The organism is Prolixibacteraceae bacterium, assembly GCA_019856515.1.
In the GTDB taxonomy this organism is placed as follows: domain Bacteria; phylum Bacteroidota; class Bacteroidia; order Bacteroidales; family Prolixibacteraceae; genus Halosquirtibacter; species Halosquirtibacter xylanolyticus.
On record CP082230.1, the window covers coordinates 5,022,389 to 5,044,870 of the forward strand.

Genomic DNA, 22,482 nt, shown 5'->3' on the forward strand with positions numbered 1-22,482 from the left:
TCTTGCGTTTCCATATGCTTATAATGATATAGAGAGACGCGAGCATCGCGCCTGTACCAAGTATGGGGTTTCAATAAAAAGATCCGTGATAATCTGTTATATCCGTCTAATCTGTGGCTAAAAATTTCCTTCGTGCCTTTGTGACTTCGTGGTGTTTTTTCTTCTTGCGTTTCCATATGCTTATAATGATAAAGGAGACGCGAGCATCGCACCTGTACCAAGAATGGGATTACAACAAAATGATCCGTGGAAATCTCTAATATCCGTCTAATCTGTGGCTAAATTTTCTCTTCGTGCCTTTGTGTCTTTGTGGTTCTTTTTATCTGTGTGCTATCCCTTGCGCACCGACGGCTTTGTGCTTTAGGCGGGATGATTTTTTAACAATAAAAAGCAATCATTACCTTTATTGAGTATATTTGGCACCCTTATGATAAAAAGATGATGGAGCTGAGGACTTCATTAAATGATGAATTTGTATTTAGATGAAAACGATTATACTAGGTGTTCTATTAAGTCTCTTTGGATTTATCTCCTTAGGACAGGAGTTGTCAGATAAGTTATATCATCAGCTATTTGATGAGATTGCATCAAGAAATCCACCAAAGAATATTTCTCAGAAGCTTGATAGTTTAATGGGTATAGAAACTATGTCAACTTTTGATTCTGCAAGAGTGTATAACCTCAAAGGGGTATACCATGATTTAATACAAGAGAGCGATTTAGCAGTAGCCTCACTACAGAAGGCAATAGTTCTTTTTGAGGGGAGCTATAAGTGGAAAACGAAAGTACAATTGAATTTGTCAACCGCCTATACTAGTAGCCATCAGTTTACCAAAGCGACAACAATGTTGATGGAAGTGGCAAAGAGTGCTAAGGAGAATGATGATCTCAATTTACATACCAAAGTGAAGGAGTATTTTGCTAACCTCTATTTTAACCAGGGCGATATAAAGAGAGCGTTGAATGAACTAGAACAGGTCGCTTTGTCGTATGAAGAACTAAAAGATACTATAACCCTATCGAGGCTCTACAATAATTTGGCTGTCCTCTATAAGAAGAACGAAGCCTATTCGAAAGCTATTGAGTACAATGTGAAATCATTGAACTTAAGCAAAGCGATGAAAGATAGTCACGCTGTTTCTCAGTCATATAATAATATCGGATTGAACTATGAACGACTGTTTTATAAAACAGATAGTGTTCCTTATATGCAGCAATCCATTGCATTCTTTAAGGAGGCCATCAAAATTAAGAGGCAATTCCCTGAGGCATGGAATACAGCTCTATACAATCTAATTCGAGTATATCGGCTTATAGGAGAATATGATAAAGCCAACCAATACTCTTTAGAACTTAGTGAAAGTAAAAGAGGAGCATACAAAGAGGTGGAGCAGATGCTTCGTGATAAGATGCTCTTTGCTCTAAATAGAGGTCATTCGATAGAGGCTTTCCATTGTCTGTTTAAATTGGATTCAATTCAGAAGATCATTCGTGACCTACAGACACATGATTTTGAGCAGATGTTAAAAAATCAGAGTGATCTATTTGAATCGAAGAGGAGTGAGAAGGAGAAAGCCTTGGCATTAACCGAAGAGCATAACCTTCGGTTGATAGTTGAGAATAAGCATAATCGTTTACAAATAATCTTTCTCTCGATACTCGTAATTATATTAATGGGACTATTTGGATTCGTTTTCTATCATAAAAGTATCATTCATAAGAATGAGCAAGAGAAGAAAGATTTAAAGCTTACCATATTACGTTCACAGATGAATCCCCATTTCATCTTTAATGTACTTACGGCGATACAGAATAGTTTGTTGGATGATGATCCTTTAAAGACAGCAGGATATATTGCACGTTTTTCTAATCTCGTGCGTAAGAATTTTGACTTCACAGATAAAGAGAGTATCCCTTTGAATGATGATATAGACGCACTTGTTAACTATATCGAGACACAGAAGATACGTTTTGGTAGCAAGTTTGATTATCAAATCGAAATAGATCAATCAATCATAAAGGATGAAGTATATATACCTCCGATGTTAATGCAACCGCTAGTGGAGAATGCTATTGAACATGGGTTAAAGAAGTGCAAGCACAAGGGACAACTAGAAGTGAAGGTTCAACAGAAAGGTCGACAACTCTTCTTCTGTGTAACAGATAACGGGGTGGGGTATGCCCCAAAGCCTACAGATGGGAAGAAACATGCACTAGATGTGTTACGAGCACGATTACATCTTTTAGGGTATGGAGATGAAAAGACCTTTGTGATTCAACGAAAAGGAGTAGATGGTGGTACCGAAGTGAAATTTTCATTAACACTTAAGAAAGATGTATAAAGGAATTATAGTTGAAGATGAATTCAATGCCCAACAGGCATTGTCTAAAATGTTACGCCTACTGTTTCCAAATCTTGAGATATTAGGGATCTTTTCTTCTTTTGAGCAGAGCCAACAGTTCCTTCTGAACACATCAGTAGATTTGATGTTTCTAGATATTGAATTGGAGGATGGGATGAGTATTGATAAGCTCAAAGAGATAGATCATAGTAAGTATCAGATTATTTTTACTACAGGATATAACCAATATGCTATTGATGCGATCAAACTCAATGCCTTAGACTACCTATTAAAGCCAATCGAGCCAATGGAGTTGCAGGGAGCAGTTAAAAAAGCATTAGCTAAAATAGATAAAGAGAAGGCGACACATGACACGCTATTGGCTGCCAACAAGGTGTTGGAGAAAGAGAGAAAAGAGCTGGTGGTAAAAACAATTGATAACACCTACTATCTCAATATAAATGATATTGTGATGTTTCAATCAGAAGGTGCTTATACCCAAATAACGACATTAGATAACACTATTCTTGCCTCAAAACATCTAAAGCATTATGAGCAGATGGTACTTTCTTATGGCTTTATTCGAACACACCAATCTTTTGTTGTCAATAAGAAATATATACAAAGCCTTCAGAAAACACAAATTACTTTAGTAAATGACCTGATTGCAAATATCTCTGTTCGTAAATATGCTGAGGTGAAAGCACAAATTGAGAATGGATGATGGCTATTCTTAGTAGACCTCTTTCTCTGTGACATCATTTTATCTTACTTTTTTGACGAATATCAAATGAATCACGACGTTTATTAATCGGATTTGACATCTTGACAGATAGTCTATTCTTTTGAATCGAATTCTTGAAAAAGATACAGTATAAGACCTATTGCTTTTCCAGCCAACATAATCTCAATGGTCTTGCGGTGGAAGTATGCTATCTGACCCATAGCGACAAAATACTTCCATTGGCAGGATATATTATTGCAAAATAGATGTCATACCATATAATCCCTATGGTCTTGCGGTGAGAAAGTTTTGCTACCTGAACCATAGCTATTACGCTTTCTCATTCGCAGGCTGTAAATAAAATTGACTGCTAAATTTTAACTGAAAAAAACCTATACCTTACAAGTAGCAGGATGTTCTATCTTCCCCATAGGATGCTAATGTTTCCCTTGTTTTAATATTAGTATTGGTCCAACATGTCCTACGGGATTGTTGGACCTTTTTTTGTTTAGCTACTAGTTGGAGTGCTAAGAGTAGCAAATAGATGACACCGATCTTTATTGTGGTTGATGTGTTGGGTAATGACTTTTTAAACACAAAGACACGAAGAAAATTCCCACGGATCTTTTTTTGCTGTAACATTCCCTGAAGGGGAAACCGAACTTAGCCCAATGGTGAAATGACTATAATGCGCTGTAGCGCTGTATAGGAGTGAGCCTTGGGGAAATAAATATCACCACCAACCAAGGGCTGAAAGCCTGGTCCAAATAAATTTATTAGCCACGGATTCAACGGATTTTCACTGATCTTTTTTTGCTGTAACATTCCCTGAAGGGGAAACCGAACTTAGCCCAATGGTGGAAACCTTGGGAAAGAAGAGTTGATGTGCAAGGATGGAATACAGATTAAACTGTTTTAATGAACCCATTATATCACCTATGAACAGGACAATTGATCGATATTTTTCTGCTCTGTTCTGCGAATATCAAATAAATCCCTACACTTATCAATCGCTTTAGGACAACCGAATGAATCTGCCCAACTTTGAAGTGTCATTAGAAAAATCATCCATTTTTAGAGAGTGGATAATGATTAAAATACCTAACATTATTATATAGATAGAGTCATGATTTACGGAATTACATTATTGCTATTAGGTGTACTTGCTGCACCATCGTTGTTGTTGTCGAAAAAACCAAATGCAAAAGAACTTTTAGATAAAATGACCCCATACCAAGGGTGGATAGGGCTTATCTCTTGTCTATGGGGCGTTTGGGGAATTATCCAAGCAGTATTGAGTCTTGGTTTACTTACTTCTAGTCCAATCTGGTGGTTAAGTTGGATGGGCGGAAATGTTTTAGAAGCGTCTTTAGGATTCCTACTTGGATATGGTATGATAAGTCAATTGGTGTTATCTAAAAATGAGGCAGCCAAAGAAAAAGGAGCTAAGCTATTGGAGAAATTATCTCCATTACAAGGGAAACTAGGTTTATTTGCTATTGTATTGGGAGCATGGACTATTATCGCATCTATTCTCTTTTCATAACGTAGTATCTAAGATACATTAGACTTTACTTGAGTTAATTGTTGTTTGTGAGGGCACCATAGAGTTATAAATACACTATGGTGCCTATTTGTGTTTTCGCGTAAATTATGTCTTATCTTAGATAGGGGTTCCTCCGTAGTTTATTGATACTTTAAGGATACTTCGTTGATAGTTGCTTGATCAAAAATGTTAAATAGATGAGATTACTATTGTCATGCTATCTATTTGTTGATTCCAAAAGAGCTCTGAAACCATAGCGATATATGATCTTTTTGTTATGGATAAAAATAATAAAGTCTCTGGTTTAAAAAGCTTAATACTACAAAATACAATTGCCTGTTTATCATATATTGATTGTATGACTTAGCGTTGCATCTATGATTCGAATGCAACGCTATATGATTACCTTCCAGATTTTGGAAAGCCCCTGTTTTTATCTGTATTAACTTCCTTTAAACTCTCAAGAGTTGTAATATTAATGTAGTTGCGATGATTATTTCAGCTTTCCCGGTTCTTTCCTTATTCTGATTCTCTGTCTTATCCAAAGTATAAGTCCTATTAGCAGCGAAAGAATCCATAAGCTTGGTTCACTCATCCTTTGTGGCTCTTCACCAATGTCAAGGGATTTATTACTTGCCAATACTTGATTCTGTATTTTCTTGAGCATAGCTTTCTGTGCTTCGTTTTCAACGACCATATACGATGTGACTGGGGTCATGGTTTTTGATATGAAACTGCCCTTTACTAAGTTTAACCATTCCGTATTGGATTGTGATGGATTAAGATTCTGAGATATCCAGCTCCCTTTTATCTGCATCACTGAGATCCAATCATCTTCTTTTATATCTTTAGGATCAATGGATATGGAGTCTTTTTTTAATACAATACTTGATGATTTATCATCTGCTAGATATGCTATTCTACCATTTGAGCATTTATATCGTAAACAAGGGTAGTAGAAAGATAACTCTGACGTTTGAAGACAAGGCTTTTGGGGATTCGTTATTAACGAATGAGGTTCTAATATTTTATCTTCTTTAAGCAGATAAAAGAGTTTATTCTCTGGGTATGTTATTGCTAGATCTGAAAAGTCTTTGTCAAGCACAGCATGGTTGAGGCTATCGGTAACGACAACCATTATAGGATATGATTCATCACTCTTATAGTATGATTTTACCAATGTCGATTTGATCGCTCGATCTAAGAAGAAACCTCCTTTAGATTCTGCTTTGCTAATGAATGTTTTCCAATCATTATAGTCATTACATGAGTACAAATTACTATTGACATTCGTTATCTTTGAAGCTCTTGATAATTCAGGATACTTTGACATTATTTTATTGATACGATAGATGAAGGCATCTTTCTGATCTTCATTTCTCTTTGAGATATCTACCAAGAAATGGAAATAAGGCTGTCTTTGTATCTTATCTAAATTACTTTTCTGACCTGATGGAATATATGCAATATCTTGTGTCTCTATGATTTTTGAATCTTGTTCTCTCTCTTCACCTAAGTGTATCTCCACATTATCCATCACGATTTTAACTGGTTCTTTATGGATTAGTTCAAAACCTGTATGACGGACTTCATCTTTTGAGAAAGGATATACGCGAAATGCCACTTTGTTTCCTGTTTTATAATACAATATCCCCGGATCTCTTTTCTCATTTACAATTTGAGTGTAAATCCACATAGCAGATCTCTTCTCTGCTAATATCCCCATCTCCTTTTTCTCTCCTATATATAGATAGTAGTTATTGATAGCAGAACCATTAGGGAGTACTATGTTTGTGGCGTACTCTGAGAGTGACGTATTCTTGTTTTGATTGGTAAGTTCTAAGTGGATCCAGCTTTTCCATACATGATGCTTCTGATCATACTTACTTTCAACCAATGAATGGGTGATTTTAACATCATGGTTGATGTTTAGTTGTATGTTTCGATGTCTACGTGGTTTATTTGGTTGTTTGCCTAGAAATATATTATTTATTCGATCAATCTTGTTTTTGCTGAGTGTTAGATTATCCAACACAAGCCAATTGAAGTAGGTGGAGATATAGGGGATACGAGAATTCATCAAAGAGTTGTTATTTCCAGCTCTATTTGTTTTGATAATATTGAATGTTTTTTGAAAAGAAGCCTCATCTATATGATACTCTTTCGTGTAATTGGGAGTGTAAAGATATTCCAATACATTTTCCAAAGTCTGTCTCTCTTTGACAAATGATAAGGTTACTACCATTGGGATTGTCAAAAATGCTACGAATGATGATATCTTGATCGTTCTTTGGGTGAATTGGCTCAATAGAAAATTATAATCATTCGATAACTCATTGATATGAACCACAAAAAGCAGAAGTGGAGTTACCAATAAAAACCCTACTCCAATTAAAATAATAGCAATAACTGATACAGGAAGGAAAGGTAGGAAGACGATAAAGAAATACAAAGTAAATGAAAAGGTGATCGTACGCCCTACAAAAAGAAGATACCGATATGTACGGTTTGTTAGGTTGGGTAGACATAACAAGATACTATTGACAATGGTAATGATATAGAACCAAGGGCTGTTGAAGTCTCCCATAATTCCCTTTATACTATGCTGCTCCATTAGGATGCCACTGTTAAAGAGTAAACCTAATACAGGTAGAATAAGAGTGATAGGTATCTTCCAAATAAGGTGATTCTTCTTCCAAAAAAAGCTTTTTCTTAAGGTGATGATATATACTCCTCGTATTATAAAAAAAAGAAATATGATGGTGCTAGCAATGATAAGTATGATCACTGAATGGATTGCAAAGTCACCATCGACATTCTTCCATAAAGGTACTATCAATAGAGCTGTTAGATATAAGACAATTGGAATAAGAAAAGCACCTAAAAAGCTTTTCCATAGTTTATGTGTCTTTGTTGGTGGGGTAAAATAGGATACTATAAGTAAAATAGAGTATATCAATGTAGGCATGATAAATGTTCCTAAATAGAATATAATCTCACCATTTAGCATCCATCGAGGAATAGAAGATGGAATTAAGGTATCGATATGAGAGTAGTATGAATAAACATATAGTATATATATGAAAAGTGATATCCCAGCGGAGTAGACTGGAATACTCTTTTTACAAGATATTAGAACTATTGCTTGTAATAAGTGTAATAGAGTAATACATATTAATATGCCACCATATGCTTTCCATTGTTGAATACTTTCGATAGTCAACTGGCTGTGGATAATATTATATTGAGAAAATAAAAGGAAAAGGAGTATGGTTATCGGTAGTGTATTAATAACAAATAGCCATCTTGGGTTATTTAAGTTTTGCATACTTTGTGTTTAATAGTTTTTCGTTGATTACAGAGACAAAAAGTAAAAAAGTAAGGTAGGTTACGACCCCGATAGATTCGTGAATAATATGGCGGGATATCCTGAAATTATCTATTGCACTATGTTTTAGTATGATTGAGATAATTATACGAGATGCGTTAATAAAAATAGTTGAGATATATGCTATTGCTAAATATTGAACCAATTGGAATGCCTTTTCACTTAAGGATTCAGAATGCTTTAATGATTGAAAATAGAGTACGAGAAAGCATAGAAGTAGAAAGTTATATCCAGAGCACGATTTCTCAATAATTATATTGAGCCTTGGATGTTCAAATCCACTTCCAGAAGTGTAGATCGCCTGATCACCTGTTATAAGTTCAATAATACTATTGGTTGGATATAACAAAAAAAGGAGTTGATCATTTCCAAAGGTTCGAAACCAAAACTTCATAATGACAAAGACTCCTACAGCGAATATATAAAAAGGGATGTTTTTATTCATGAAGTTCGACCATTAGATTTGATTAGTTGTTTTAACAAATGTGAAATTAACTATAATATCTCGTTTTCTTGTAGCCTTGACTTGAATGAGATTGAATTCATTAAACTCTAAATGACTATTCTGTTGAGTATCAGTTCAATTTTTCTATCCTGAAATTAAGTGCTACTGCTGTTTTGTTGAGGTCACACAACCATTAGGTGTATGCAATTCAATTTGATTTTTTATCACATTTACTTTTAATCATATTAAATGCTTCTGAATGTAAAATTTTATTATATTAACATCTAAAAGTATGCAATTAAGAATTTAACGATGATACTAGCATTTGATACTTATTATTTTGAAGATAAAGCCAAAACCGTTTGTGTGGCATTTGAACAATGGAAGGATGAAAAACCAATAGAGATCTATGAAGAGATCATATCAGGGGTGGAGGAGTATGAGCCTGGTGCTTTCTATAAAAGAGAATTACCTTGTATTATGAGCTTACTTCAGAAGATAGCGATAGTAAAGATCGACTGTATCGTGGTAGATGGATTTGTGGTATTGGATGATTTAGGAAAGAATGGATTGGGTGGTTATCTATATGAGTTATTAGAGGAGAAAATCCCAATTGTTGGGGTGGCCAAATCGGGCTTTCGCGACAACCAAAAGCATGTTCTAAAATTGTATCGTGGTGGTAGTGTTAAACCATTATTTATCACTGCAAAAGGGGTCAATCTGGACAAAGCTTTTGATTGTATTGCATCGATGCATGGTAAATATAGAAATCCTACGATATTGCAGATCTTAGACACAAAGACGAAAGAAAACTGTAAAGTGAAAAATGATTAGTATTGACCTTCGAGAAAGATCAAGTTTAAAATATTGATGCGGCTTATTGCTATCTGTTTAGGTTAAGAATCAAGAATGGGAAAATGCTACGTTTGATTAAGCATAAGTCTATCTATAATATGTCGAAGAAAAAATATGATATAGCGGTTATTGACAGGGAAAACGCTTTTAAAACTATTTGATTATCAGGCATTAATTATTACAGAGGAATGCATTCAATAATTTCTCACGGTAGTTGTCATCTAATGTCGACCTTGTAATTTTCTCTTTAAATGAACCTTTTTTTTCTTTACTTTTCCTATCATCAGTCATTTGCATTAGGTTGAGTGCTATTTTGTAGATTATACTAAAGTTGGCAGCTGAATTCTCTTTCTTACGCTGTTTATTGTCTTCCCTAAAGATTACATCTAAGCACCAATGAAGATTGTTCTCGATGGCCCAATGCAATCTAATAATACGATTAAATTCCTTATTAACCCGACGGTATTATATCGATAATATTTACTATCTTTATTCCATGGAAAAAATAGACTATCGAACGCTACCTGAATCGGAACGCCTCATTCAAAGAAAGAATGCGATTCGTTTAATAAAAATGGGTAAAAAGAAGCAAGATGTAGCAAAACTTCTTGGAGTTCGAGCCACTACAATATCTTCTTGGGTAAAGAAAAACAAAGCTAATGGTCTTTCAGGATTACAATCAAAGAAGAAAGGTGTAAAATCAGAAGATTTAAAGTTGCTTACCCTAGAACAAGAAAAACTAATACAGAGTCTAATTCTTGATAAGATGCCCGACCAGTTAAAGCTAAACTTTGCTTTATGGACAAGAAAGGCTGTACAGGAACTTATTCTAGATCAATTTGGTATAGTTATAGCAATAACTACTACTGGCGACTATCTACGTCGTTGGGGATTTACCCCACAAAAGCCAAAAAAGAGAGCTTATGAGCAAAACTCTGTAGCTGTTCAAAAGTGGCTAGATGAAGACTATCCCTCTATCGCAAGAAAAGCAAAAGCTGAAAATGCCGAAATACATTGGGGAGATGAAACGGGGGTCAAAAACAACTGCAACCATGGACGTAGTTATTCCCTAAAAGGGAGAACTCCTGTAAAAAAGAGTATGTCTAAAAAATTCTCTATTAACCTGATTTCTACAGTAACAAATCAAGGTAAAGTTCAATTTATGATCTACTCTGGTTCGATGAATTCAGACCGATTAATTGAATTTATGACACAACTTATAAAGACTTCTAAAAAGAAAATATTTTTGATATTAGACAATCTTAAAGTACACCATAGTAAGATCGTAAAAGAATGGGTATCTGACAATAAGAATAAAATAGAACTCTTTTTCTTACCATCATACTCTCCTGATAGAAATCCAGATGAATTTCTGAATTGCGATTTGAAACAAGGTTTATCTATGAAGCCCTCACCTAGAACACAAGAGAAGTTAACCCAAAATGTCAAAGATCATATGACTATGCTTAAAGAATCACCTTATAGAGTGAAAAAATACTTTAAAGCTGATAGCATTAAATACGCAGCTTAAAATAACGTTAAATTACCGTCGGGTTAATAGCACTAGTATTTAGTGATGAAATATAATATCGTGTCTGAACTGTTTCTTTGTCGCTATCCTGATGTATTACACAAGAAGTAACACGAATGAGACTTTGTATACCTTTCCATTTTTCTAGCGTAGAATTCTTCTCAAAGTTTGTTATTATCTCACATATACGAGTCTCAATCCGACCATGACCAACATCCTCTGTAATATTCGAATCATCAACTAGATCTGGATTGAATTGTATCTTTAACTCCTCTTCTGTCTTTTCTTGATTCCCTTTTACCTGTAGAACATAATCTCCTTCTTTATGGATAATCTTTTTTGCTATTTTTGTTTGACATCCCATAGCATCTATTGTAATAACCTTGTCTTTTATCGAAATAAGATCTATTAAATCAGGAATGGCAGTAATTTCATTACTCTTTTTATCTGTGACAAGCTGACTAAGAGAAAGACCCTGTTCCGAAGCGAATGCTGACACGATGTGTACTCCACCTTTTTTACGTTTAGCCGAACCTTTGATACATTTGCCATCGATGCTTATAACACTCTCCTTATTGGTAAAAGAATACTTAGATATCCATTCAGTAAAGCAGTCATTAAAGGCCTCATTATCTATCTTTTGAAATAACTTTGAGATCGTGTCATGGGAGCTTATTCCTTTTTCATAAGGAAAGTATTTCCTTAACCAATCAATTTTAATTTCCCCGAATATTACAATGTCATTATAAGTGTCACGCCCAGATAGTATTGCCGAAATGGTGAGAAATAAAATCTCCAGCATTGGGTAAGTATAATTGCCATTAGTTGTTCTGCGGGGATCAATTAATGAAGAAAAGGATGAAATAAAGTGTTTATCATAATGATATGAAGAATCTGTATACATGGTTTTTTTTGAAAGGGAAACCTCCCTTTTGTCATGAATTACCTGAGTCGATAAACAACAAAAGCATAACGTCCTAAATATACGTATTTTTTATGTAAATCTTAAAAGCGTTTTCCCTGCGGTTATTGACTGTTATACATTAAAATCTTTAAATGAAAACGGTACAATTGAACTTTATATTAATTGCTGTCGAGATGGTGATATAGAAGTCTCTGTATGATTAAAATATGTAGAAAAGTAATTTGATCCGTACTACTATGATCAACTATGGACAGGATATAGATCATACTATATCCTGTCTATAATGGCTATGATTCTTTCTTTTTCTTTATGGTATACCATTTGCCATATGTTGCACATTTCCATATCCACTCGATAGGGCCAAAACTAAAGAAATGGAACCATATTGTACAAAATATAAACTGAAATATTACCACGCCAGTCATAGCAATAAATACATTTTCTAAGGACCATTGACCAAAATAGCCGAATGCAATGATGGGGTAGAAGATAAGAATTCCGAACACTGTGTGACCTATGTAAGAGCTCATGGATTGTCTTCCATAATTTTTCAGCATTGTAAATAGTGGAAATGTGGGATATTTGTCCACAACCCAAGAAAGTATACTGATATAAGAAATTCCCAAGGTTAGTTGCCCAATTTCGTGAGTAAACTTATAAACTATATTGCTCCACTCTTTGGAGAAAGATGAGACACTGCCATTTAAATTAATGGCTATGGCTGTAAATGAAATTCCACAAATGAAAAGAGGAAGCATATATCGAAACTGTTTACTTGTCTGGGTTATAAATTCTTTCTGAAACAGGTAGGAGCCCATTAAGAATAGCCCAATAACTTTAAATGGTCTTCCTGAGGGGATAAAGTCAAACCATCGCCAAACCAAATTATGGAAGTTCGTTCCAAATACTTTAAGGAAGTGTGTACTTCTGAAGCCATCCACAATCATTTCGGGGGGCATATCAGGGTAGACCTTTAAGGCCGTATTTGGCAATGAGGGCATATCAGAAGCAAATGTATACATGTATATGATATCAAGTATAAGAGGGAAGAAATAGAGTAGTATAGATAGCCTAAAAACTTGTTTAGAGCTTAACTCTCGTAAACTCCATAATACCATTCCCATCAAGGCATACAGTGTTAAAATATCTCCTGACCAAATCAGTGCATGAATAATACCAATAAGAAACAGAACTGCTAGTCGTCGTAAGTACATTCGATTGAAGTCGTTCTTACTTTTACTTCTAGCATATTGCATGTAAAATCCCACACCAAAAAGTAATGAGAATAGCGTATAGAATTTGGTGTCTACAAAGAATTTCAATAATTGGTATAACACCTTGTCTGTTTCTAAGTTGCCTAATGCCTCGATCTCTGTAAAAGGCATAAATTTAATACCACTCCAACTCAATGAATTGGCATAGATGATCCCTACCAAAGCAAAACCTCTTAAAACATCTAAGAATATTATTCGGTTTTTGCCTGTGGTAGGTTGGTTACTATTTTTATTTAGAGAATTCATAGTATACGAACTTTAGTAGGTATATCATATAAGATTAATTGAACCTTGGCTTTAGCACATGAATATCTTGTTCTTTTGCTGTAATGTCAATATGTATGATTTCATCATCGATATTGGCGAAGTCAATCTCTTTCATATCCAAGAACTGTACCCTGCGATTATGTTGGGTATGAAAATTTAGCGTCATGTCGCTATGATTCCATGCAGTGGTCCAGATGGTGGAACTGCGCATATGATCACTGTTCTCACTATGCTCTGCTCCCTCAGCACCATCAGGTCCTAGTGGTAGATTGAAATTATCTAATATTCGAAATAATTCATACACTGCTTCTTGTCCTGTTGGTAGAGGGCGCGTGGTGTGGGACCACGCAACGGCACGTATAAAACGCGAGGGAGGCGTATTATCTCCAGGTAACCCTATCATTCCTGAACCTGCTCCAATAGGAGTGAACTTGACACCATCTAATGTTTTAGGTTTGAGAGAAAACATAGATATATTGAGATAATTACTCAAATTGGTCATATGCCAATCGTAGTTCGGTGCATTGGTAATAACTCCAAGAGGAGCATCATGAATCTTTAGTTTCTTACCCGTATATTCTATAACAATGGAATTTCCTGTTTTATCTGTTACCATCCAATGAGCTTGAACAGTAATCCCAATAGCTTCTTCGACTACTCCAACAACCTCTACTTTTGCCATTCCCTGCTTGACTTCTTTAATGGTTGCAAAAGACCCTAAGATATAATTAGCCACTTCTTGACTTGATATGGTGTTTTTAGCATTTTTCTTATTGTACTTGGGATAAACAGCATATCCTGGATGATAAAAGAGACCTATGCTTAACCCTTTTTCATTCATGCCATCTGCCATTAAATCTTTACCAAGCATGTCTAACGCGACAAAGCCGTATTTTGTGGTATACGTCATTCCATTATTCCCATCTGGGGTATGACCATTAAAAGTATATCCTTGTGGTACTATAGCTACTCTCGAATTTAGATCAAAAGCTCCCCATTCCATCGTTCGTCCATATATCACATCTCCATTCTCTGCAATTAATTTTACACCTGTACACGCATTTGTTCGAATTGTCTGGCTCATTAAGAGAACCATTAATATCAAAATCGTAGATAACTTTTGTTTCATTATTTCACATTTCAGGTTAATAAATAGCTTTTGTGTTAGGGTATTAGAGTTTAATGGCAGCTAATCCAGGTTTGTTATTTGTTGTTCTTTTTGAAATTATATTGATGTCTACACCGATGCATAAGCAAAGGTTTTAGGGTCTAAAAAACATTATATTGTTTTTCATGTTGATTAGATCTAAGTAACTTCAAACTAACAAATAAGATCCATTGGATTTTCATGACATTAAACCATTCGGAATAGGAGTTTGTTCGATTCGTAAGGGAAATTAAATATATAAGGAAGTAATTGTACTTATGATGCTCTCTCTAATGAAGATAGTTGATTCATATATAACGTGTATTAGATACCTCTTTATGGAATTTATTCGTTTGGTATGACTTACACAATTACCAATCATATTGGTTACAGCTTCTGTGATTATTAATGGAGTTATAGTGTTATTAGTTAGCTTGTTGGATGTGTTGGTCTATTTCTAATTCGTTGAAAGAAGTCATGCGTATAGATATAAAACACAAAAGCCATGTTACCATATGAAAATCATTGGCAACATGGCTAAACTACTAATTTGATTTAAGGAGATTATTTTCGTTGTTTCCAAGCTTTATAAGCTCCTGTTGAGGCTAAAGCCCAGAAAACAAGTAGTGGTTGAAAGAACAGTCTAATAAGTCGAGCACGATCGCTGTCTAAACCAAATGCATCCACTCCATTGATATATTGTGATATGTTTCCAGGAAAAATCATAATAAAGAATAAGGCTGTTGTCAAACCAACAATGATTTTCCATCGACCAAGGATTGTTAGAGATAAACCTAAGGATATTTCTACTATTCCAGAGAGAATTACAACAAGATCAGCAGACATCGGAAGCCATGTTGGGACTTGTGCAAGAAATTCGGTGCGATTGAATGTGAGATGACTAATTCCTGCATATAATAGCATAAACCCTAATAAGAATCGAAATATTGTTGCTGTTTTACCTGTTTTAAATGGTTCGAATAGAAATGAATTGCTGTTTGTCATTTTGTTATGTATTACAATATTAAATTAAATCGTTTGCGATACAAATGTATGCGATTTAATTTAAATCGCAAGCGATTTATTTGTTTAATTGTAAAAAAATATAGTGTCTTGTTTGTAATTAATTGTAAATGAGTTGAATAAATAAACTGTCTTTGTGCAAAAATAGTTGACCTTATGTATGTTTATGAAAAGTAGCCCCACATTATAGGGCTTTGATATTCACGTTGGATATCGCTATAATGTGTGTTGAGACTGTTTGTTAAGTAAGATTCTTTTAATTGAAAAGTAAGTGACAAAAGCAGCTACAATACCTGTTAGGAGTCCTCCAAAAGTCATTGCAATAAATACTTCAGCTCCAGCTTCCATTATTACTGTTATAAAATTTAATCCGATTTTATCTGGCATAGTAAAACATGATTTAATTCCTAGAAGGTTTTTGCCTAACCAATAGTTAAACGCAAATACAAATGCTCCTGTCGCAATGTTGGTATTAAACACAGCAACACATGCCGCTTTCTTATTAACCTTGATAATGGTTGATATTCCTAATGCTACTAGAACTTGGAATCCAGGTATAGGCATCATGCCTATAAAAGATCCCAATGCAAAACCTCTAGCGATTCTTTCAGGTGTGTCATCAATTTTAAATATACTTTTTATGTTTGAGATTATTTTTTTCATCTTTTGTATTGTATAATTTCAATATCCTTAACATCCCTTTTCACTATCTATATCGTAGGTGTGTGTATTCAAGATTCTACTGTTAGTTAATGTCAAGGTTTTGTTGTGGAAAGTTCTTTTAACTTTATAAATGATTTTAATAATTTATTTTGAACAATAGGATCACGTATAAATCGAGGAATATTCGTCTCAGTAAAAGAGATTGCTGAAAAATGCACTTCGGTCATTCCATTTGAATTTGTTTGGAGAATCCACCTACCATGATAGGATTGTTGCCGCTGAATATTATCAGTCTGTTTTATGATGTAAGGAACAGCATTTACATTTATAATGGTATTTGAAACATGCTCTATGATCGTACTCTTTGTTACAAGGTCTTGTTGAGAGAATGGGTATGGGATATCGTATACTGTGTGTGTAATCCAAGTGGAATCACTCTTGTCTATTAGATTTAATTCACGTATCCCCAGGTTCCATGTCTTTAATGCAGAGGTAGATCTAAGATTAGATATTACATCTTTGATACCTGCATTGACTCTGAAATATAGAGCCATTTCACGTGTTTTTATGGTATCACCAAAGTATAACCAGCGTGTCGAAATATTTACTCCTTTATTTTTATCTTTTTTGACAATACTCCATTTACTACATTTTGCCTTAGTGATGAAATCGTCTAAGTTTCCATTTTGAAGTGGTACAACATCTTGAGCATGGACACTTTCTGTCTTATAGTATACTAAGATCAGAATTAAGAAACTCAGTTTAAACCATTTTAAGTATTTCATGACAATATATTTTAGTTATTGTACTGTTTGCTCGTGAATCATGATAACGAAATAATACCAATAGAATATTGAAATGATCTATATCCTTACGTTCTATAAAATATCACTTCAAAATGTAATTGGTGTAATATTCAATATGGATATAACTCATGTCGAATGTTTACTGAAGTAGTCTACTGCATCAACAATTGCATTATCAATAGATTGGTAATCGATTTCTAGGTCAGAGATAGATTTTGTATTTGTATAATAGTTGTTAATGCACAGTATTTTTGTGTTTACGGAGCTCAGACTTGTTTTTATATGCATATAACGTAGCATATCTCCAATGTATCCTATAGGAGTCAAAAGCCATTTTGGTATTTTTATCATCAATGGATTTTGTTTCGTAAGATCGTTGAGTTTTTGATAAAACTCTTTAAATGTCATGTTCTCATTTGATAGTATATAACGCTGACCATCTTTACCTTTAGATAAAGCATTATGTATACCATGAGCTACATCTTGCACATGAACAAAGTTTTTTCCTCCAGGAGGATATAGAACTACTTTTTTCTTCCATGCCATCATTATTATTTTACCCGAACTAGGTTTGGTGTCGTATGCCCCCAACATAAAAGTTGGATTGACGACTATAGTATCCATCTCCTTGTTGTCGATTAAGATCTGTCTCTCTGCTGTCTCTTTGCTGATGGCATACATTGAGTCAGTAAAGGGATATCTCATTGGAGTATCTTCATGCCCTAGGTTGTCAAGAGATCCAAAACCAATAGTATTAGCACTACTGACGAAAATAAATTTCTTGACTTTACATATCTTAGAAGCATAAAATAGTTGTTTGGTCGCATCAGTATTAATTTTCCAATAATAAGATTCTGAGATGATGTTTTGACTTGTTACAGCTGCTATATGAACTACATAATCGACCTCTTGGAGTATCTTACTATAATCGTCAAACAGGGTGCCTGTGACAAGTTCTAAATTATCGTGTGTTTTTCCTTTGTAAGATTCTAATGATCTTACCAAACCGATAACTCTATACCCTTTGTCTAAAAGTAAGTGGACAAGGTTTGTTCCAAGTAAACCATTTACTCCTGTGATAAAAATAGATCTCATTTGATGTTAAAGGTTAGATTGTTTCATTAGTAATTTCTCGTTTTACGATACGGGTCATCAATGGTATGGTTAACCATTCAGGTAGAATCTTAGATGTGAAAAAGGTCAATTTGCTCAGTACAACGATAGGCTCTTTCTTGAGTAAACGAGCAATAGCATATTTTGCAATTCGATCCGTTTTTATTAATGTAAGTTTTCCCATAAACCCTTGCTTTTCAATTCGAGAGGTAATCTCAGGGTTGGTTGCCATTGCACCAGGGTGGATAACACTAATACTTACTCCTGTATTTTTGAGCTCTTCTCTTAGACCTCTCGAAAAAGAGTGGATAAATAGTTTGGATGCAGGATATACAGTTTTGTATCCTACAGGTGAGAAAGCAGCGATACTTGAAACATTCAGAATATAAGCTTGGTGTTGTCTCTTAAGGTTAGGTAAAAGCTGATGTGTAAGTATTGTAGTGGCATGGATATTAACCTGTAGTATTGTATTAATATAATCCAGATTTACTTCGCTAAAACTTCGTGTGCCACCAATTCCTGCATTGTTGATTAAAATATCAATGTTAAACTCTTTGTTTATTAAACCTGCAAGTTGAATGATATTTTCATTTGTAGTAAAGTCGGTTTCAAAAAAAATAACTTCGACATGATATTTACCCTTAATTTCTTCAGCAACGTCTTTTAATCCTTGGTTAGGAAGACTTACTAATATTAGATCTCTATTTAAGCTTGCGATCTCAATAGCAAATGCTTTTCCAAGGCCTTGGCTTGCTCCTGTAACTACAGCAAAAGTTTTATTATTTATCTCTTTCATCACTTTGAAAAGTTTTATTTTGTGACAAAAGTAATGTGTCAAAGTGCTGTAATTGTTCGCAAATGAAGAGTAGAACCTCTTGTGTAATCTACAGTTATTTAGTTACTTGTGTTGTGTTTTTGTTCGCTGCTATAGATCCGAACCTTTTTTCTTGAATTCAGAAGGAGTTAATCCTGTATTTTTTTTGAATATGGTGTTAAATGTTGTTTTTGAACTAAATCCTGATTCATATGCAATTCCTATAATAGAGAGGTTTAAGGAGCTGTTGTTTCGTAGTAATTTCTTTGCTTTTTTGACACGAAACCTATTGATATAACTATAGAAATTCTCATCAAATCCAGTATTGATAACATAGGATAATTGATTAGATGAGATATTCATCTGTTTGGCAAGATTAATGAGATTAAGTTCAGTATCAAGATATGGTTCCTCATTTTCCATCAAGCGGTTTAAACTTGATTTCAGTTCAAAGAGTCGTTCATCAGAGATAATTTTACGTTTGGTCTGCTCCTCTTCCGTTTGAGTTACCATTAACGTTTCGCGTCGTTCTATTTCGTTAATTGGATAAATTTCTTTCTGTTTTAATGTATTATATGCAATAAAATAGATCATTATCAATGTGATCAGGTTCATAATGATGTTGAGGGGATCCGAAAAGTATATCGTATTAAAAACGACGAAAATTATATTGATAAAGAGTAAGGTTTTAATAATGTAATCTAACCAACTCAAATTTATGCCAGCAGTATTAGAAGCAAATCGCTTAATCTGTCTCTTGTGTTTGTAGAGTGTTATATAAGACAAGAATATAAAAAATGAAGCATGAACAAGAATGAACGCAATAATCAATGGATAAAGATCTAGAGTACTCTTCTCTTGAAGAAGTAGAAGCGACAAGAAAGTAATAGGAACAACGTAAACGTTCGGTTAAGACCATCTTGTAACCTGATTTTATAGTCTATATTTTTGATTTCGAATCAAAACAATAAGAAATGACTAAGAAGGAAAGAATGTTTCAGTTGGTGTTTCAGCAAGAGGAAAGTGGTATTACTATTGCTGATTTTTGCAAACAACATGCAGTAAAGATGTCTGTATTTAATTATTGGAAATCGAAACAGAAGAAGGAATTGGATAGCCATGTAGATAAAGGTTTCTTTGTATCGATAGACAATCCAGATCCACGAATAGATACGGATATTGTCATCACTTACCCTAATGGGGTGACCATTAATATTCCTTCGACTAGTGCCGCCATCTCAACTATCCAATCTTTAATTCAATTGCAAAGCTAATGTTTACATTATCATCTAATGATCGTTTTCGTCTCTATTCAGAACCTACAGATATGAGAAAGAGTTTTAACGGATTGTCAGGATTGGTTCTGAATAAAATGAAACAAAATGTAGTTTCTGGTGATGTCTTTATTTTCATCAACAAGAGTCGCAATATGATGAAACTATTGAGATGGGAAAAAGGTGGTTTTGTCCTTTTTATTAAAAGACTTGAACAGGGTACTTTTAAGATTCCAACAATTGATAGTGATATGGACAAGAGTATCGAATGGACTGATCTTGTTCTTATGGTAGAAGGGGTTGTAATTAAACAATATAAGATGCAAAAACGTTATGTTATGTAGATAAAAATGTGTATATTTATACTATGAATCAGAGCGATAACATAGATAACTTAAGTATAAATGACCTGTTGAAAAAACTCCAACAGGTCACGAAAGCCTATGCATCTATTGACTCTGAAAATGTAAGTCTCAAACAAGAGATTGAGGAACTGAAGGCTCATATTGCTTATCTTAATAGACGTATCTTCGGAATGACTACAGAGCCTTTTATTGATCCAAATCAATTAGAGTTAGATCTTCCTATAGAAGAAAATAGTTCCGACAACTCTGATCCTGTAGTAGAAGAGGAAGTGGTTGTAGAGGTGAAGAAAAAGAAACGTGCCAAAAGAAAGCATATCCCAAAACATCTTCCACGTCAAGAGGAAGTTATTGAACCTGATGAGATCCCTGATGGGGCGATACGTATAGGAGAAGAGGTGTCGGAGAGAATTGAATTTGAACCAGGAAAATTATACGTGCGTAGAATCGTACGACCAAAGTATAGCTTACCTAAGGAGTCGGGGGTAATTGTTGCAGAACTTCCTTCGGATATTATTCCAAGGTGTATGGCTGGAACCTCTTTGATAAGTCAATTTATTGTAGGAAAATATTTTGACCATATTCCTCTATATCGAGCCCAAGGAATATTTAAAAGATCGGGAATTGAATTCCCTAAATCCACCATTAATGGATGGATGAGTAAAGCAGCAGAGCTATTAACTCCATTATATGAGCATGTAAAGCATAAGGTTGTCTCATCCGATTATATTCAAGCGGATGAAACAACCATTAAAGTGCTTACCGATAAAAAACCAGGGGCTACGCATTTAGGATACTTCTGGGTCTATTATGCTCCACACCTAAAATGTTGTCTGTTTGACTACAACAAATCAAGAAACTCAGATGTCCCTGACGCGATACTAAAAGACTTCAAGGGGGTGTTACAGACGGATGGATATCAAGGCTACAATAAGCTGTCAAGAGATAAGCCGATTATAAGGCTAGCATGTATGGCCCATGCACGACGGAAGTTCTTCGATGCACAAAAAAACGATAAAGAACGGTCCGAATATGCATTAATAAGAATCCAAAAACTTTACCAAATAGAACGAGAATGTGTCGAGAATAACCTGTCACACGAAGAGATATTTCAACTTCGTCAAGAAAAAGCTGTGCCTATATTGACCGATATAGGTAAATGGCTAGAAACGCAGGCATCTCAAGTGTTACCCCAAAGTCTTATTGGAAAAGCTGTTCATTACACATGGAATCTATGGAATAGTTTAAGTAGATATGTGGAGCATGGTAGTTACATTATTGACAATAATTTTGTAGAGAATAAGATTAGACCTGTAGCTATTGGACGAAAAAACTATCTGTTTGCAGGATCTGAAGATGGAGCACAAAGATCTGCACTGTTTTATACTCTATCTGCTATGTGCAAAGTGGCAGAAGTAGATCCACATGCTTGGTTCACTGATGTTCTTAATCGGATAATAGATACAAAGCCTTCTCAATATGATGATCTTCTTCCTGAACAATGGAAGAAGAAAATAGTACAATAAAAATCACACTACACAATACGGGTATAGCCGAACGCTTACGGAACAACCTGATAAGCGATACTATATCTTGGTATTTTGTAGTTTGGATTGGTAAAATATTTAATGCAAAGAAAAAAGGCAACAGGACCTAGTAGTTGAATCACTTTAACTAATGAAGTGGGTGATAATTCAAACGGCACACCTGATGATAAAGTGATGATCTCTTCTATCCAGTGAGAAGCCCATAGTAATAGAAATATACCAAGCCACCTATTGGCTTTAGTATTTAGCTTCAACGGATTGGCTAAGAATAAAAAAGCAAGTAAAATGAGGGATCCGAAGATGTTAATTTCAAGAAAATGTATCATCAATGTTTTTATATGTTACAATCAATACTGTCTGGTAAAGATACAAACATAATTCTGAAGCAATAAATCAATTTGTATACACACTTGTTTAACAGTAATCTCTTCGAGTT

21 protein-coding genes are annotated in these 22,482 nt (G+C 34.5%); 8 read left to right on the plus strand and 13 right to left on the minus strand.

The window, feature by feature from the left end:
- The first annotated feature begins 482 nt into the window (after positions 1-482).
- The 3 genes from K5X82_18465 (at position 483) to K5X82_18475 (ending at position 4,612) form a co-directional block, all read left to right on the plus strand.
- Positions 483-2,342: a histidine kinase gene (locus tag K5X82_18465; protein QZT37185.1), complete on the plus strand. Its 1,860-nt coding sequence runs from the start codon at positions 483-485 to the stop codon at positions 2,340-2,342.
- Positions 2,335-3,066: a LytTR family DNA-binding domain-containing protein gene (locus tag K5X82_18470; protein QZT37186.1), complete on the plus strand. Its 732-nt coding sequence runs from the start codon at positions 2,335-2,337 to the stop codon at positions 3,064-3,066. The genes K5X82_18465 and K5X82_18470 overlap by 8 nt, the downstream gene beginning before the upstream one ends.
- A gap of 1,126 nt (positions 3,067-4,192) precedes the next feature.
- Entirely contained in the window at positions 4,193-4,612 is a 420-nt protein-coding gene (locus K5X82_18475) for a hypothetical protein (GenBank protein QZT37187.1), read from the plus strand.
- Positions 4,613-5,105: 493 nt separating this feature from the next.
- Here the strand turns inward: K5X82_18475 and K5X82_18480 are convergent, their stop codons facing one another.
- Both K5X82_18480 and xrtK read right to left on the minus strand, forming a co-directional pair.
- On the minus strand, positions 5,106-7,940 hold the full coding sequence (locus K5X82_18480) for an MSEP-CTERM sorting domain-containing protein (GenBank protein ID QZT37188.1): 2,835 nt from the start codon (positions 7,938-7,940) through the stop codon (positions 5,106-5,108).
- Positions 7,924-8,445, minus strand: coding sequence for an exosortase K (gene xrtK / locus K5X82_18485; protein ID QZT37189.1), 522 nt, complete (start codon positions 8,443-8,445; stop codon positions 7,924-7,926). Before xrtK ends, K5X82_18480 begins: the two co-directional genes overlap by 17 nt.
- Positions 8,446-8,757: 312 nt before the next feature.
- On the opposite strand from xrtK, the gene K5X82_18490 reads away from it, so the two are divergent.
- Complete coding sequence (locus K5X82_18490) at positions 8,758-9,279, plus strand: endonuclease V (protein ID QZT37190.1); 522 nt, start codon at positions 8,758-8,760, stop codon at positions 9,277-9,279.
- A gap of 192 nt (positions 9,280-9,471) precedes the next feature.
- Here the strand turns inward: K5X82_18490 and K5X82_18495 are convergent, their stop codons facing one another.
- Complete coding sequence (locus K5X82_18495; GenBank protein ID QZT37191.1) at positions 9,472-9,726, minus strand: hypothetical protein; 255 nt, start codon at positions 9,724-9,726, stop codon at positions 9,472-9,474.
- A 70-nt stretch (positions 9,727-9,796) separates the two neighbouring features.
- Between K5X82_18495 and K5X82_18500 the strand changes: the two genes are divergently transcribed.
- A complete protein-coding gene (locus K5X82_18500) occupies positions 9,797-10,831 on the plus strand; it encodes an IS630 family transposase (protein QZT37192.1) in 1,035 nt (344 codons plus the stop codon).
- A 7-nt stretch (positions 10,832-10,838) separates the two neighbouring features.
- On the opposite strand, the gene K5X82_18505 is transcribed toward K5X82_18500, so the two are convergent.
- The 9 genes from K5X82_18505 to K5X82_18545 form a co-directional block, all read right to left on the minus strand.
- The gene (locus K5X82_18505) at positions 10,839-11,735 is read right to left on the minus strand and encodes an ISAs1 family transposase (GenBank protein QZT37193.1); all 897 of its coding nucleotides are present in this window, start codon (positions 11,733-11,735) and stop codon (positions 10,839-10,841) included.
- A gap of 308 nt (positions 11,736-12,043) precedes the next feature.
- On the minus strand, positions 12,044-13,276 hold the full coding sequence (locus K5X82_18510; GenBank protein QZT37194.1) for a DUF418 domain-containing protein: 1,233 nt from the start codon (positions 13,274-13,276) through the stop codon (positions 12,044-12,046).
- Between the two features lie 34 nt (positions 13,277-13,310).
- On the minus strand, positions 13,311-14,426 hold the full coding sequence (locus K5X82_18515; protein ID QZT37195.1) for a choloylglycine hydrolase family protein: 1,116 nt from the start codon (positions 14,424-14,426) through the stop codon (positions 13,311-13,313).
- Positions 14,427-15,008: 582 nt separating this feature from the next.
- Entirely contained in the window at positions 15,009-15,449 is a 441-nt protein-coding gene (locus tag K5X82_18520; protein ID QZT37196.1) for a hypothetical protein, read from the minus strand.
- Positions 15,450-15,683: 234 nt separating this feature from the next.
- The gene (locus K5X82_18525) at positions 15,684-16,130 is read right to left on the minus strand and encodes a DUF2062 domain-containing protein (protein ID QZT37197.1); all 447 of its coding nucleotides are present in this window, start codon (positions 16,128-16,130) and stop codon (positions 15,684-15,686) included.
- Between the two features lie 92 nt (positions 16,131-16,222).
- Entirely contained in the window at positions 16,223-16,915 is a 693-nt protein-coding gene (locus tag K5X82_18530) for a hypothetical protein (GenBank protein ID QZT37198.1), read from the minus strand.
- A gap of 147 nt (positions 16,916-17,062) precedes the next feature.
- Complete coding sequence (locus K5X82_18535; GenBank protein QZT37199.1) at positions 17,063-18,031, minus strand: NAD-dependent epimerase/dehydratase family protein; 969 nt, start codon at positions 18,029-18,031, stop codon at positions 17,063-17,065.
- A 13-nt stretch (positions 18,032-18,044) separates the two neighbouring features.
- A complete protein-coding gene (locus tag K5X82_18540) occupies positions 18,045-18,845 on the minus strand; it encodes an SDR family NAD(P)-dependent oxidoreductase (protein ID QZT37200.1) in 801 nt (266 codons plus the stop codon).
- Positions 18,846-18,974: 129 nt separating this feature from the next.
- Positions 18,975-19,457, minus strand: a complete 483-nt coding sequence (locus K5X82_18545; GenBank protein ID QZT37201.1) for a helix-turn-helix domain-containing protein — start codon at positions 19,455-19,457, stop codon at positions 18,975-18,977.
- 380 nt (positions 19,458-19,837) lie between these two features.
- Between K5X82_18545 and K5X82_18550 the strand changes: the two genes are divergently transcribed.
- Genes K5X82_18550 through K5X82_18560 form a run of 3 tightly spaced genes read left to right on the plus strand, consistent with a single transcriptional unit; the run spans position 19,838 to position 22,025 of the window.
- Complete coding sequence (locus K5X82_18550) at positions 19,838-20,137, plus strand: hypothetical protein (GenBank protein QZT37202.1); 300 nt, start codon at positions 19,838-19,840, stop codon at positions 20,135-20,137.
- Entirely contained in the window at positions 20,137-20,481 is a 345-nt protein-coding gene (gene tnpB / locus K5X82_18555; GenBank protein QZT37203.1) for an IS66 family insertion sequence element accessory protein TnpB, read from the plus strand. Before K5X82_18550 ends, tnpB begins: the two co-directional genes overlap by 1 nt.
- Positions 20,482-20,504: 23 nt before the next feature.
- Positions 20,505-22,025, plus strand: coding sequence for an IS66 family transposase (locus tag K5X82_18560; GenBank protein QZT37204.1), 1,521 nt, complete (start codon positions 20,505-20,507; stop codon positions 22,023-22,025).
- A gap of 35 nt (positions 22,026-22,060) precedes the next feature.
- On the opposite strand, the gene K5X82_18565 is transcribed toward K5X82_18560, so the two are convergent.
- Positions 22,061-22,372 carry a hypothetical protein gene (locus K5X82_18565; GenBank protein QZT37205.1) on the minus strand — a complete coding sequence of 104 codons (312 nt, stop codon included), beginning with the start codon at positions 22,370-22,372 and terminating at the stop codon, positions 22,061-22,063.
- Between the last annotated feature and the right edge of the window lie 110 nt (positions 22,373-22,482).

Coding starts and splice junctions, on each gene's coding strand:
- K5X82_18530 (QZT37198.1), bottom strand. CDS start 16,915: ATGAAATACTTAAAATGGTTTAAACTGAGTTTCTTAATTCTGATCTTA.
- K5X82_18515 (QZT37195.1), bottom strand. CDS start 14,426: ATGAAACAAAAGTTATCTACGATTTTGATATTAATGGTTCTCTTAATG.
- K5X82_18480 (QZT37188.1), bottom strand. CDS start 7,940: ATGCAAAACTTAAATAACCCAAGATGGCTATTTGTTATTAATACACTA.
- K5X82_18470 (QZT37186.1), top strand. CDS start 2,335: ATGTATAAAGGAATTATAGTTGAAGATGAATTCAATGCCCAACAGGCA.
- K5X82_18520 (QZT37196.1), bottom strand. CDS start 15,449: ATGACAAACAGCAATTCATTTCTATTCGAACCATTTAAAACAGGTAAA.
- K5X82_18545 (QZT37201.1), bottom strand. CDS start 19,457: ATGATCTATTTTATTGCATATAATACATTAAAACAGAAAGAAATTTAT.
- K5X82_18550 (QZT37202.1), top strand. CDS start 19,838: ATGACTAAGAAGGAAAGAATGTTTCAGTTGGTGTTTCAGCAAGAGGAA.
- K5X82_18475 (QZT37187.1), top strand. CDS start 4,193: ATGATTTACGGAATTACATTATTGCTATTAGGTGTACTTGCTGCACCA.
- K5X82_18490 (QZT37190.1), top strand. CDS start 8,758: ATGATACTAGCATTTGATACTTATTATTTTGAAGATAAAGCCAAAACC.
- K5X82_18465 (QZT37185.1), top strand. CDS start 483: ATGAAAACGATTATACTAGGTGTTCTATTAAGTCTCTTTGGATTTATC.
- K5X82_18560 (QZT37204.1), top strand. CDS start 20,505: ATGAATCAGAGCGATAACATAGATAACTTAAGTATAAATGACCTGTTG.
- K5X82_18565 (QZT37205.1), bottom strand. CDS start 22,372: ATGATACATTTTCTTGAAATTAACATCTTCGGATCCCTCATTTTACTT.
- tnpB (QZT37203.1), top strand. CDS start 20,137: ATGTTTACATTATCATCTAATGATCGTTTTCGTCTCTATTCAGAACCT.
- K5X82_18525 (QZT37197.1), bottom strand. CDS start 16,130: ATGAAAAAAATAATCTCAAACATAAAAAGTATATTTAAAATTGATGAC.
- K5X82_18505 (QZT37193.1), bottom strand. CDS start 11,735: ATGTATACAGATTCTTCATATCATTATGATAAACACTTTATTTCATCC.
- K5X82_18510 (QZT37194.1), bottom strand. CDS start 13,276: ATGAATTCTCTAAATAAAAATAGTAACCAACCTACCACAGGCAAAAAC.
- K5X82_18500 (QZT37192.1), top strand. CDS start 9,797: ATGGAAAAAATAGACTATCGAACGCTACCTGAATCGGAACGCCTCATT.
- K5X82_18540 (QZT37200.1), bottom strand. CDS start 18,845: ATGAAAGAGATAAATAATAAAACTTTTGCTGTAGTTACAGGAGCAAGC.
- xrtK (QZT37189.1), bottom strand. CDS start 8,445: ATGAATAAAAACATCCCTTTTTATATATTCGCTGTAGGAGTCTTTGTC.
- K5X82_18535 (QZT37199.1), bottom strand. CDS start 18,031: ATGAGATCTATTTTTATCACAGGAGTAAATGGTTTACTTGGAACAAAC.